This is a genomic window from Vulcanibacillus modesticaldus (genome assembly GCF_001730235.1).
GTDB classification, from domain to species: domain Bacteria; phylum Bacillota; class Bacilli; order Tepidibacillales; family Tepidibacillaceae; genus Vulcanibacillus; species Vulcanibacillus modesticaldus.
The window spans coordinates 15,396-28,430 of record NZ_MIJF01000005.1 but is presented as its reverse complement, the minus strand read 5'-3'; the positions used below and the strand labels follow the sequence as shown (position 1 = coordinate 28,430).

At 33.3% G+C, this 13,035-nt stretch carries 10 protein-coding genes and 1 CRISPR repeat array; of the genes, 1 reads left to right on the top strand and 9 read right to left on the bottom strand.

Annotated features, from left to right (window positions below):
- Positions 1 to 4: 4 nt before the first annotated feature.
- Positions 5 to 1,150 carry an acyl-CoA dehydrogenase family protein gene (locus BHF71_RS01645; RefSeq protein WP_069655931.1) on the bottom strand — a complete coding sequence of 382 codons (1,146 nt, stop codon included), beginning with the start codon at positions 1,148 to 1,150 and terminating at the stop codon, positions 5 to 7.
- Positions 1,151 to 1,415: 265 nt separating this feature from the next.
- Between BHF71_RS01645 and BHF71_RS01640 the strand changes: the two genes are divergently transcribed.
- Complete coding sequence (locus tag BHF71_RS01640; RefSeq protein WP_069655930.1) at positions 1,416 to 2,687, top strand: methyl-accepting chemotaxis protein; 1,272 nt, start codon at positions 1,416 to 1,418, stop codon at positions 2,685 to 2,687.
- A gap of 160 nt (positions 2,688 to 2,847) precedes the next feature.
- A CRISPR array of direct repeats spans positions 2,848 to 4,142; the repeat unit is 37 nt; unit sequence GTTTCAATCCCCTTATCATCGGGTCTAGCTGTGTAAC.
- Positions 4,143 to 4,323: 181 nt separating this feature from the next.
- Here the strand turns inward: BHF71_RS01640 and BHF71_RS01635 are convergent.
- The 8 genes from BHF71_RS01635 to cas1 form a co-directional block, all read right to left on the bottom strand.
- Complete coding sequence (locus tag BHF71_RS01635) at positions 4,324 to 5,016, bottom strand: hypothetical protein (protein ID WP_069655929.1); 693 nt, start codon at positions 5,014 to 5,016, stop codon at positions 4,324 to 4,326.
- Positions 5,017 to 5,025: 9 nt separating this feature from the next.
- Complete coding sequence (locus BHF71_RS01630) at positions 5,026 to 5,955, bottom strand: DevR family CRISPR-associated autoregulator (RefSeq protein WP_218064911.1); 930 nt, start codon at positions 5,953 to 5,955, stop codon at positions 5,026 to 5,028.
- Positions 5,956 to 5,970: 15 nt separating this feature from the next.
- Positions 5,971 to 7,650 carry a hypothetical protein gene (locus tag BHF71_RS01625; RefSeq protein WP_069655927.1) on the bottom strand — a complete coding sequence of 560 codons (1,680 nt, stop codon included), beginning with the start codon at positions 7,648 to 7,650 and terminating at the stop codon, positions 5,971 to 5,973.
- Positions 7,641 to 10,082, bottom strand: coding sequence for a CRISPR-associated helicase Cas3' (gene cas3 / locus BHF71_RS01620; RefSeq protein WP_141705312.1), 2,442 nt, complete (start codon positions 10,080 to 10,082; stop codon positions 7,641 to 7,643). Before cas3 ends, BHF71_RS01625 begins: the two co-directional genes overlap by 10 nt.
- Before the next feature lie 31 nt (positions 10,083 to 10,113).
- Positions 10,114 to 11,091, bottom strand: a complete 978-nt coding sequence (cas6, locus tag BHF71_RS01615; RefSeq protein WP_084024074.1) for a CRISPR system precrRNA processing endoribonuclease RAMP protein Cas6 — start codon at positions 11,089 to 11,091, stop codon at positions 10,114 to 10,116.
- Positions 11,092 to 11,153: 62 nt separating this feature from the next.
- Positions 11,154 to 11,729, bottom strand: a complete 576-nt coding sequence (gene cas4, locus BHF71_RS01610) for a CRISPR-associated protein Cas4 (RefSeq protein WP_069655925.1) — start codon at positions 11,727 to 11,729, stop codon at positions 11,154 to 11,156.
- A gap of 2 nt (positions 11,730 to 11,731) precedes the next feature.
- Positions 11,732 to 12,016: a CRISPR-associated endonuclease Cas2 gene (gene cas2 / locus BHF71_RS01605; RefSeq protein WP_069655924.1), complete on the bottom strand. Its 285-nt coding sequence runs from the start codon at positions 12,014 to 12,016 to the stop codon at positions 11,732 to 11,734.
- Between the two features lies 1 nt (position 12,017).
- The gene (gene cas1 / locus BHF71_RS01600; protein WP_069655923.1) at positions 12,018 to 13,019 is read right to left on the bottom strand and encodes a CRISPR-associated endonuclease Cas1; all 1,002 of its coding nucleotides are present in this window, start codon (positions 13,017 to 13,019) and stop codon (positions 12,018 to 12,020) included.
- Positions 13,020 to 13,035: the final 16 nt, after the last annotated feature.

Genomic DNA, 13,035 nt, shown 5'->3' with positions numbered 1-13,035 from the left:
TACGTCATAATCCCATTTGTTTGGCAATGATCATCTTCATAATCTCATTTGTACCTGCGTAAATGGATGAAACTGGAATATCACGATATCTTCTAGCAATCTCATATTCTTCCATATAGCCATAACCTCCATGTAATTGCATAGAATCTGTTGCTATTCGCTTTGCCATATCAGTTATCCACCATTTTGCCATGGATACTTTATTTACCACATCTTCCCCATTCATATGCTGCTTGATTAAATCATCAATAAAGGTACGTCCAAGCTCAACTTCGGTAGCCATCTCTGCTAACTTAAACTGGATAGATTGAAATTTACTTAGGGAATTTCCAAAGGCTTTTCTTTCTTTTACGTACTCCAAGGTAAGTTTTAACATTTCCTCAGCAGCAACCTGTGCCGAAAGAGCAACTATCAATCGTTCCTGTTGCAATTTATCCATCAAATAATAAAAGCCTTTACCTTCTTCACCCAATAAATTTTCCTCAGGAACTTTAACATCCTCAAAAAATAATTCTGCCGTATCCTGAGCATGAAGGCCTACTTTATCCAATTTTTTACCTCTAGAAAACCCTGGCATACCCCTTTCAACCACAAGTAAACTGATACCTTTATGAGGAGGAATAGCTTTGGGGTCTGTTTTTGCTACAACAACAATTAAATCTGCATTGATACCATTGGTAATAAATGTCTTTTGACCATTTAGGATGTAGTGATCTCCTTTTTTTATTGCTGTTGTTCTGATACCTGCAAGGTCTGAACCTGCTCCTGGCTCCGTCATGGCAATAGCTGTAATTAGCTCCCCAGTTATACATTTAGGTAGCCAACGTTTTTTTTGTTCCGATGTTCCATAACTGTTAATGTAGGGAACAACAATGTCATTATGTAAACTTATCCCTATTAAACTAGAACCTACTCTTTCTAATTCTTCATTTAAAACGACTGAATAACCAAAATCAGCATTCAAACCACCATAACTTTCGTCAAGCCAAGGGCACAAAAAACCATTATCACCCATCTTTGTCCAAAGTTCTCGTGGTATGATCCCCTTCTTTTCCCATTCATCATAAAAGGGATAAACCTCTTTAACTAAAAATTTTCTCAGGGCATTACGATAAATATCATGCTCTTGACTTAACACCTCTGTTTTCATGGTTAATCGCCTCCTTCATCTCCCTATTAATCATTTTAAAACTATTTGTAATTTTCTGAAATATATTTTTAATTTTTTTAGGCAAATATTCGCGTGATAAATAAGACCAAATTCTCAGTTATTGACAGACTTTTTTCTTGTTAGCTCTAGATCTTTATAAAATAATATAGTATTCTTTAAAGAAAAAGTTTTGAAAATTGCAGGAATTTTCTGATAAATAAAGAATTAAATATTTAGTAATTTGCTACGATGGGAGAGTATATGAATGAATAATCAATCAAGTGTATCCGCTTTTTCTTATATCGGAAAAACTTTATTAACTGTTATTCCAGGCTCAGCTACCCTTGGTGGTGTTGCTAGTCTAGCAATCGGCTTAGAAGGACTAACATTTTGGTTAAATGTCGGTTCTATAGCCCTTGGAGGCGTTGTATTAGGCATATTGGCTGGTGGACTTAATTATTATCGTTTCGTCCGTCCAATTCGTTATATTGTCACCTATTCAAATAAAATATCCAATGGTGATTTTACTGAAAAATGTTCAGTGGAAAATGTCGGTTACTTAAAACCGATTGCTATTGCACTTAATAAAATGAGAGACAATTTTATCCAAGTATTCGATAATATCCAATCTTCTAGCAAACATTTAAATATAGCTAGTGATGAGTTGACTACATCTGCCATTCAATCTAAAAATAGCGGTGATGAAATGACTGCCATCATTGAAAACACGACTTTATCTATGCAGCACCTTGCAGAGTACACCCAAGAAAATTTAGACCGATTAAACTACATTGCTGAAAAATGGGATAAAATTGAACAGTATTTAGCTAATACTTACCATGCAAATACTAAAATTTTAAATCAAACTGAAGAAGGGTTAAATGATATCAAAAACACCATTCAACAAATGTTAGATATAGAAAATATTATGGAAGAAGCTAATAAAATAATGCAAAAACTTCACGATAGTTCAAACCAAATAACTCAAATTGTTGATGTGATAACTGACATAACTGAGCAAACTAATCTTTTGGCCCTAAATGCATCTATTGAAGCTGCTCGGGCGGGTGAGCACGGAAGTGGATTTGCAGTCGTTGCCCATGAAGTAAAAAAATTAGCCGAACAATCTTCAGAGTCCGCTAAACATATTTTTGAAATCGTTGAAAACAATCTTCAGGAGACAAAACTTGCGGTAAAGTTGATGGGTAACGGTAAAAATGAAACAACAAAAGGAAAATTAATGGTTAAAGAAGTTTACAACTTTTCTCAAGAGATTGCGAATTACTTAAAAAATACGATCGGTGAAATAAAAATATACATGGATAACACCTTAGAAATTAAAGAAAAACAAAAGGAACTGCTTGATTCAATGATTCAACTAAATGGCATTTCACAACAAACTGCTTCTGGAACTGAAGAAACTACAGAACTCATTAAAGAGCAATTCTCAAACATGGAACAAATCGCAAATCATGCTGAACTACTTAATAAATTATCGAATAAATTAAAAGAGTCTATCTCCAATCTTAATATATAATTACACATAAATATATCTGTAAAATTTATAAATTGTCCCCCTTAAATACCTATGAAAACCTCTATTCAAAAATTTGAATAGAGGTTTTCTCATCTTTACACATCTTCGTATAATTAACATCAAATCTAGCTGTGCAACCAATGGTTACACTACGTTATATGTTTCAGTCCCCTTATCACCGGGTCTAGCTGTGTAACAAATTAACCGATAAACACACAATGATACTAAACATAGTTTCAATCCCCTTTTCATCGGGTCTAGTTGTGTAACGTTATTAATGCAAGCAGTTATGTTTCAGCAAATAAAAGGTTTCAATCCCCTCGTTATCGGGTCTAGATGTGTAACGACGATCGGCTCAGTGGTGAAGATAGTAAGAATTTGTGTTTCAATCCTCTTATCATCGGGTCTAGATGTGTAACTGCACCTGAAGGAATAGAAAAAGGAATGGAATACATGTTTCAATCCCCTTATCATCGGGTCTAGCTGTGTAACTCACATAAAAGGAGGATGTTTATATTGGATATTTCAGTTTCAATCCCCTTATCATCGGGTCTAGCTGTGTAACGGAAGGGAAAATACAAGCTAAAAAAATAGGTAAAACATGTTTCAATCCCCTTATCATCGGGTCTAGCTGTGTAACCTCAAAAACCATATAGGGGAATAAATGCTTTATTATGTTTCAATCCCCTTATCATCGGGTCTAGCTGTGTAACAAATTTATGTGGATTGGACTTTTACGTGATATTGCTGGTTTCAATCCCCTTATCATCGGGTCTAGCTGTGTAACACTGACGTTGCTGGATTATGGCAGAAAATTCTTGGTGTAGGTTTCAATCCCCTTATCATCGGGTCTAGCTGTGTAACAAATTTCTATCCTCCTTTCAAAAAAGTAAAAGGCGAGTTTCAATCCCCTTATCATCGGGTCTAGCTGTGTAACCACCAGTTCCACCGGATACGACTTACGACATAATTGGAGTTTCAATCCCCTTATCATCGGGTCTAGCTGTGTAACTAAATTTGCTCCACAGGTTTATCTATGGACAGAAAAGTTTCAATCCCCTTATCATCGGGTCTAGCTGTGTAACGTGCCGATGAAGCGTGAATAAATCGAACACTTGCGAGTTTCAATCTCCTTATCATCGGGTCTAGCTGTGTAACAATACATTGACTAGAGCAATTCAAGCATTATATATTGGTTTCAATCCCCTTATCATCGGGTCTAGCTGTGTAACGAAGGGGAACTAAAGTTCTATCGATAAAAATGATTGGGTTTCAATCCCCTTATCATCGGGTCTAGCTGTGTAACTCCGATGGCTGCAATTATCAGCCCAACCGGACCAAGTAGTTTCAATCCCCTTATCATCGGGTCTAGCTGTGTAACATAGAAAGGAGATAGATAATTATGGCTGGTAAATTCAGTTTCAATCCCCTTATCATCGGGTCTAGCTGTGTAACCGCGATTTTTTTGTACAATAAACGCTTATATGACGCGGTTTTTAAAGTCAAAGAAGGTGAGGAAGTTTCGAAGATATGATTTTTGTTCCAAAACACCCTTAATCTTCGAAAACATCCTCTATTGTCTTATTTGTATCAAGTTTATCATAAGTTAAATTTGATCGTAATACCTAATTATTGATTAATTGGACTTATGATAATAACTATATCCCCTGCTAGATGATTTAAGCACATACGGAATAGCCGTCGGGATTAAAATTCTATCCATTCCTAACTTATTTTTTGATTCGTCAAAGGTATTTATGTTGCTAAATTTAGCCTTTTCGCCAATATCATCTAGGTGCTGGAATACGACTAAACTGTTAAAACTTTCTCTTTTATCTCTTAAATCCCAAGTAAACTCATCAGACAGTTCATATTCATCTAATAATTTGTAACCTTTAAACTGTACAAAACTTCCCTTTTTACCGAAGTAATTGATATGGACCAAGGCCATTTTCAATAATTCTATCTGTTCATCTTTCAAATTAGACAATTCCAATGCAATTTTTAGTTCTCCTGAAAAATATACAAACTCTCGATAAGCTATTGATGAGATGAAGGCTTTTTTTTGTTTTTCTTTGGGCTCCCTTAATATTTTAATAAAACTGTTATTAATAATAGCATATTGGGGAGGTGAAAAACGAATGGTTAGTTCTTTTATCCAATTAAAATGCTCCTCACCATTTTCTCCCAATTTATAAAGTGCATCTATAATAGCTAGTTTTACTGAATACATAGTTGGTACCAAATTAGTTTTACCACCAGAGCTTGTTGCGTTAGTATTTTTCAAACTAAACAAAGACGTATGGTCATAGGCCACTGTTAACCACATATTGATCACCTATATTTTTTCTATCAAATCAATCATAACTTTGGTAAACTCTGATTGTGACTTAAACGGAAAAGTAATTATACTTTCGGATTTCAAGCGATTCAATTCTTCAGTTACATGCTCAATTTCCTCAAGATAATTTGATTTTAATGGACTGACTGTAGGAGCAGGTATACTTGTATTAGAAATCGATACTATCCCTTCAAAACCAAGTATATGTGGATTTTGGGTATTTCTTGATGCACCAGAAGGTTTAATGAAAGTAAAGATTATACTCTCCAATATAGATTTTAATCTTAGTTTCCTTTCTTCATCATTTATTACATACTCTTTTGTTACATCATTAAAACCTATTCTATCAAGTTCAACATTAAGAACTAATGCATATTCTCCAGAATTGGCTGGACGATAAAAAATATTCTGACCAGTATTAGATCCATCATTGGAGCCCGAACCATCTTCTCTATTATTATCAAATTTCACATGAAAATAGGATTCAGTGTGATTTTTATTAGGAAGACCAATTAACCAACCGAATTCCACAACTGATTTCCTCGGAGTTGACCTATTCCCTTTAGTAATAAGCACCCCTTGAGTATCATCCATTGCACAGTATTGTAAAAGTTCAGAAGTAATCTTCGCTATATCTTTTTCTTTACCTAGTTTTTTAAAAAATCCATCGTCAATATTGATCCGATTAGCATCCAGTTTGGAACACCCTTCACACAATTCAACTTCTTTTTCTAGATAGATATTATGTAAATGTTCTGTTTGAATATGCTTTAACATATCACCAGAAACAGCGTTAACAACTTCCAATTCACCCTGTTCATTAACGATATGAACCATACGTGATTGTAGATGATTTCCTTCGGAGCCCTCATTATTTAGTGAATGCATATCCAAAATTAATCTTCCACTAATTGATAACGACCTCATATCATCCATCCTTTCTTATTCCTCAATAATTATTTCTTCTTTACTATTAGTTGAATTGCCTGTTCCATCGCTACGTATAGTTTTTGAAGAAGCATAAGCAATCAATAACATTGCTATTGTTTCAGATTGTTGACGGTATTTATCAAACAGTTTAATAAAGTCATCTATATCTTGTGTAGAAACCAATGGTCTAAATATAGTATTCTTATCTTTATCCTTTTGCTCTATCTTTCTAGCAGTCTCTTTATTATACTCGTTGATAAACTCTAATAACTTTCCTAAAAACTTATCTGGAAATGTAGCATTTTGTTTTATTTGTTGAAACAATTCATAATGAATTTTATAATTATTCCTACCTTTTGACTTAGCTATCTGCTCATTGATTGTAGCATTTCTAACAGCTTTCGCAATATTTTGAAAACCAGTGTTTCTTATTATTTCGCTGTATGCAGGATAACTTTTCATTACTAACCTCCTTAACTTATCTTCTGTAATAGCGGGTACATAATTTTTTCTGTTTTTGTCTGTGTTCAACTTACGCATTCTATGTATCCCATACCCAGCTAAAAATTTAATGATTTTACCTAAGTCATCGCCTGATAGACCATCACGGTATAATTGTAATAATTGTGCCTCTTCACTCTTTTTTTCGTCTAAATACCTCAAACAATCCATGTGTTCTTTAATTATCAATCGCATGTCGTCTGCATCATCATTAGAGTTAATCGGAAACCATCCAGGTAATCTGATGAAAGATTGGTTCATCAATGCTTTAACCTGTCCCATATCTTTGAAATTTGCAATTTGAATCCCATTTAAAATTTGATTAACTTTATGATTCTTAACTATATCTAAGTAATCTAATAGAATTAATGCGAGAGTGAGAACAGCCATCACATCAACTTTAATTGTTGTCCACCCAATATTTTTTGAGCGAAAATCATGCATAATTTTAGTACTTAAGATATCAAAAGGAATTTTACCAGGGGAAACAGCGATAAATTTTATATCTTTGTCAATAAGATATGAATGGAATGATGATGCAATCCCTAGAAAACGTAAATACTCTTGAAACCAATCAACCATTGATTTAGGAAAGGACGAAATAGCTGCTCCATCAGGCTTGGTACGATTAACACCTTTACCAATGGAAGGATTAAATGCTTGAACAGCAGAAACTGATAATGAATATTTAATTCCTCCACTTTCTGATAATTCTCCGATAGAATATGCTTTTAATTTATGCTTTAAATAAGCTATAAATTTTTCTTTATCAGCATTCCTAATATTTTCATGCAATTTGTTGTACGTATTTAAAGCTTGAATAATCTTTAAATTCTGAAATAAAGACCAATCATCCCGTGGTTTCTCTTGTTCAAGATGCTGTCTCTCCTCTTCAGTAAGATTACTAATATTTTTACTTTTTTCACGATAAGCTTTAGCTTGTTCTTTTATTTTTTCATATTTTTGATTATCCATTGCTTCATAACCAGGATCATCTAGAAGGATATGATACGGCAACTTTTCCAAGTCAATTTGATTGGGTAATGTGATATAGAAAAAACTGTGTCTATCTTCAATTTTCGGATATTCACCTGTAAGATGATAAATTAATTGTGCTAGCCCTACAGCTGCTAAAACATCAGCATAATTTCCTTTGTTTTTCCAATAGGTAAATGAATTAACTAATGCCATTTACTCACCTCCTTTTCTGTATTAATAAATTGTGAATATTGATCGACTAACCTAACACATCTAACAACAAACCAATACCAAAGCCATCCTTTTTCTTCAGATGGATAGATAAAATATTTACTAAAATTGTATCCTCTATTCCATGAGTCGTTAACTTGTAATTCGATATTCTTAAATCCTAATTTAGTTAAAGTTTTTACTAAGGTGCTTTTAGCCTTTTGATGAAGTTTTCCATCTCTTTTTAAGCTAGAAGTATATGAGTTATGATGTCTCGCAATTGCAGTAAATATTGCTTTGGTGAGAATTTGACTTAAATCCTCATCATCAGTTATAAGTGCTAGTTTCTTTTCGACCATCGGCAATGTTATATAAGCACTCTCAATAGCATGGGGAATTCTCTTTTGTTTTTTCCATTCCAAAAAATCCTCAACATTGGTAGGGTCATAATCAGTATGTGCTAAAAATTCTTGACACACTTCTCCCCTTCTAATTTTTTGCCAATTCCAAAACTTAGTTACTATTTCTTCATTTAATTTACCAACGTCATGAAATGCTATGGCCATTTCAATAACTTTTTCCAGCTCCCCAGTTGGTATTTTGAATTCTTTAGCAAAATAAGTTAATCCTATATGGATCCTTTTCTTCTCCTGATTAAAAATCTCTCTAACAGACTTTATATGTTCAATATATTTTTCCTTATGATAAGAAAATTGACGATGATAACCTCTTGGTTTGTCCAAAATATAACTAGCAACGTAAGGTTGTTGGTCATTTAATACGATATTGCTATCTATTTCATCCCGAAAAATTAGTCCTATTTCACCATGATAAAGTACAATATCAGGATGGATACAGACTAATGGATATTTACTTATATCATCTAAATTAGTGATTTTCACCCACTGCGATTCATTCATCTCCTCTTGGAAACTATATCCCCATACCTTCCCATTGAAATCATTACAGCTATCCAAATATCTTCTTAAAGTACTAGTTCTAATAGAAAATCTTTCAGGAATTAGTTCCATATCTAGATTACTAGGATGATCATGGATAATTAAACTTGTGTTAGGAATATCTCTAACCAATTGAGGAATAAAATTATACTCTCCTGCAACTAAACTTTTATTCACATTTTGCTTGGCTTTTGTTGAAGGTACTTTTCTTATCCTTTGTAAATCGATTTCTCTATGAATTATATCTACCATTTCTAATTCTTTATGTAACGTCATCTTGAATGTCTTCAGTTCTTTCAAGTATTCCTTTGTTTTATACACTAATTCTCTATCTTGATTAAAATATGGACTAGTATCCAGTTTTCCATTAGCTTTTTTAGGTAGATCAAATATATACACTTCTCCTGTCTCATTAGGAAAACGGGCACATCTTCCTGAACGTTGAATTAGTGAATTGGCCGGCGCGAGTTCACTAATTAACACTCTAGCCGATATATCTACTCCAACCTCAATAACTTGTGTAGCGATAACAATAACATGTTCGTTTTTATTACCATTCTTCCCCAAAAGTTTTATAACCTGTTGCTCTATATTTTTACGGTCCTCTGGTAGGAACCGAGAATGAAGTAAGAATATTTCGTCTTTTAAATTTAGTTGTTTAAACAAAGCCTTTATTTTTAGATAAAAATGCTGTGCTTTATCTACACGATTAATAATAACAATAGTTCTTCTTTTCCCTTCTTGCTTCATGTGTAGGTCAATGATCTTGTCTACATTCAATTCTTGATCATTCCAATATAATTTTCGCCTAGTCAAATTTGTACAAGTTACCCATTTTTCAGATATTATCTGTTCATTAGAAACGAAAATCTTTTCTCCTTCTATTCTTTCAACAACTTCATCTAACACTGTGGTTGGTATAGTTGCTGTCATTAATAGAAAACGAGAATAATCTTTTAATCTTCTAACCATGTCTAGTATTGTAGGCATTGCTTCCCTTGGAACAGCATGAATTTCATCAAATACAAAATACGCCCCCAAATAAGCTCCTGGAGGAATATTAGACTGTCCGATAGAAGTAGAAAGGGAAGCACCAATATAATTACTTAATAATTGATCAATAGTAGTTATTATTATGTCCCCTTCAAAAAAAGGATCGTCCATTTGCTCTCCCATTTGGATTGTTACTTTTAAATCTAAATTCAATTCATCAATTTTTTCACTTATTTCACTAAATATGGATCTTGTCAGGGTCCTCAAAGGTAAAACATAAAACAACTTATCAGCAAATATCTTGTTTTTAACCTTCGCATAAAGAAAGGGAAAGATGCCAGCCCATGTTTTTCCTGACCCAGTAGGTGCGCTTAAAACAACTGGTTGACCACTATATAAGTATTTTATTGGTTCCAATTGAAAAGGACGTGGATAAAATTTCCCACCTAATAAAGTCTTAAAAAATTCAAGTGCCTCACCCATAAAATAATCCCTTCTATATTCTTTTTTGATGTCAATTAAGTTTTTGAACAACTTTAATTTTTCCTAGTCCAAACACGGGATTTTTCCCTACATGGATCCACTCAGCTATAGCTAACCAGTCAATAAATTCTGTAACTTCTCCAGCATACAACGCCTTGCCAACGATTCCTCCTAATTTAATCCGATCTTTTTGCCGATTGGAATATCTTTCCCAATCTAGCCAATTAGTTTTATATTCTTCTAACTTAACAGATGATGCACTTTTAAAGAATTCACTATAATCCATCTGTAACGATAAATCTTGGTGAAAAAAAATGATAGAGGAAAACCTTCTGATGATAGCTTTAATCAATTCTTCAAAACTTGGAGCAGTATTAATATAATTACCTTTGCTTTTAATTCGGGTCGGTGAGATAAAGTGAATTAATACATTATCTTGATTCAAATCAAAGTTAAAATGATCAACGATCTCCGCTCCTAAAAGATAGTTCCAATCACTATATATTTTATATTTCGTACCGTCATAAACTAGATTTTCAAAATCACCATTAACATTAACCTGAAAGATTTGACGTAAGTAAAGTCGTCTACGATGCTTTCCCAAGCCATATCTTCCCATTTCTTGTAGTGAAACAACGAAATATGGAAGGTAATCTATAGCCTTACCATAAAGGGTGAAGGAAAAATAAATCCTCTCACCGGGGGAAAAATAAGTTCTAGGATCATAAATTGTTTCAAAAACAAAAGGTCTTGGGATGTCCTTTGATTTATTTATTACTTGGAAGTTCATAATTGGTTTTGTCTCAAAAACATATGAATAAACACACCCGTCATTATGCTTTGCCCCAGCACAATCACAACCAATTTGTTTGAAGCTTTGACCAAATGCACCCCTCAATGTTGAACCTTTATATTCCGGTAAATATATACCTTCATCTCCCACTTCATAAATAGCTGTAAATTTGGCTAATTTAAATTTTGATATTAGTTCTCTACTATTTCCTATCATAACTTTGCCTCTCTTTTTGTGATAGGTAACTTATTCAACAGTAAGATTGTTATTTCCTGCTATTAATACAAATCATTACAAAACTTTCTGAATTCACAATCATGACATCTCCTCTTTGATTTAGGATCTGGAAAATGTTCTTTTTCTATAATGTTATGAATCGCAGAAATTACTTTTTGTGCATATTCTTTCATTTCTTGCGAAATAGGAATAGTATGAATTTCTTTCTTCGGAATAATATAGATAAACCCTTCATCAATGGAAGTATTATACTTTTCCTCTAGCAACAACGCATATGCTCCTAACTGGTATTTAATATTTGCTTGAATACCTTTGAAAGTGTATTTCATTTCCACTGGGTATGCAGGTTGACTAGAATTATCGGTTTCTATTAATAAATCTAACTTTCCCGTTAAACCCAATTTTTCAGATTTGAGTTGATAATCAAAATATCTTTTCCCTTCAATTAAACTATAGGACTTGAGTCCCCTTCTTTTTTCTTTTATCATTTCTAACCTATGCTGTTCTCTTCCATGTTCCATTTTATATGTTACTTTTTTATTTACGGGCATCACGTAAGTATAATATATTACTCTTGGACAATATACATATTGTTTGATATCCGTTACCTGTATCACTTTTACCCCTCAACCTTCTTTTCAGATTCTTCTATATCTATATCAAAATTTTCTAACTTGATTATCTGGCTCCTATCTCTTTCGCACACCGGAATCAAAATGATACTTCCTTCAGTTTTTGATAGCAAACCTTGGATACGGAACATCAATTCCTCACGACGATTCTGGTTCAACTTTCCCCAAAAAGCACTATATTGAACCCGTTTTAATCCATAATCTTTAAGTCTTTCAGCGATCTTATTTCTGATCTTATCATCAGTAATATCATATATGAGCAGGACATACATCTTACCAACTCCCAATGAATGTATTAAATGGCGTGTTCTCCCTAAAAAACGAGGCCACCTCCCTGGCCTGAATCTGGATAATAGTTTTTATTCTATATTTTTTGCCATTGTAAGGTTCTTTACTTTCTAACCTGTTGATAATTTTATCCTTTAATTTATTTCTGGTTTCTAAGTTCAAAAGATTATCCTCTATTTTTGGTGTGAATCCTTTAGATAATAATGAAATTACTACTTTGTCAACAACAGGCTGTCTAAATATTTCAATAAGATCGTACTGTAGTGAGCTTTTACCTGGCCGATCGGTGTGCAAAATACCTGCGAATGGTTCTAAACCTGCCCTTAGTATTGCACTTTGCACATATCCCCCCAAGATAGCGTAGCCATAATTAAACATCATATTTACTGGATCATTGGTACCTCGATGTTCCCTTCCAGGAAATGCAATCCGCTTTTCTAAAATCTTTTGAACACCATCCCAGTACTTTTTGGCAGACCTAGCTTCGATTGAGAAAAACTTGTCCCTAACATCAATTATGGAGTTACCAGTTGTCTGTTCTAACTCTTCCAAATGTGCTATCACATGATTAGCGTAGTCCAAGATAATTTGATATTCTTCCTGGCCTTTTCTACTCTTTAAGTAATACTTTAGTAATCTATGTTGGTTTGTTATCTTCGCCCTTAATATTTTCTTAGTCATTTCAACACTACGATAATCTTTAACACTTAATATTTGTTCTCTTCTAGTTTTTACAGTAGCATGTAACATCGGTGAATAAATAGAAGCAATTGGTTGTTGTTTGTAATCTAAAAAATGAATCTGAATACCTTGTTCCATACATTCCTTAATTACATCTGTAGAGAGTACCGCTCCATTGGTCATGAAGAAGATAGCTTCCACATCAAAAAAAGGTATTTCTTGAATAAGCTTCCCCTTCTTTTTAACTACTAATCTTTCACTCTTTTTATACAATCCCATGCCAAAATCATCGATAACGATATTCATAATAAAACCTCCAAAC

What these genes read in the sequence shown, in the direction of transcription:
- BHF71_RS01645 (WP_069655931.1), bottom strand. Translation starts at nt 1,150, where the DNA reads ATGAAAACAGAGGTGTTAAGTCAAGAGCATGATATTTATCGTAATGCC.
- BHF71_RS01640 (WP_069655930.1), top strand. Translation starts at nt 1,416, where the DNA reads ATGAATAATCAATCAAGTGTATCCGCTTTTTCTTATATCGGAAAAACT.
- BHF71_RS01635 (WP_069655929.1), bottom strand. Translation starts at nt 5,016, where the DNA reads ATGTGGTTAACAGTGGCCTATGACCATACGTCTTTGTTTAGTTTGAAA.
- BHF71_RS01630 (WP_218064911.1), bottom strand. Translation starts at nt 5,955, where the DNA reads ATGAGGTCGTTATCAATTAGTGGAAGATTAATTTTGGATATGCATTCA.
- BHF71_RS01625 (WP_069655927.1), bottom strand. Translation starts at nt 7,650, where the DNA reads ATGGCATTAGTTAATTCATTTACCTATTGGAAAAACAAAGGAAATTAT.
- cas3 (WP_141705312.1), bottom strand. Translation starts at nt 10,082, where the DNA reads ATGGGTGAGGCACTTGAATTTTTTAAGACTTTATTAGGTGGGAAATTT.
- cas6 (WP_084024074.1), bottom strand. Translation starts at nt 11,091, where the DNA reads ATGATAGGAAATAGTAGAGAACTAATATCAAAATTTAAATTAGCCAAA.
- cas2 (WP_069655924.1), bottom strand. Translation starts at nt 12,016, where the DNA reads ATGTATGTCCTGCTCATATATGATATTACTGATGATAAGATCAGAAAT.
- cas1 (WP_069655923.1), bottom strand. Translation starts at nt 13,019, where the DNA reads ATGAATATCGTTATCGATGATTTTGGCATGGGATTGTATAAAAAGAGT.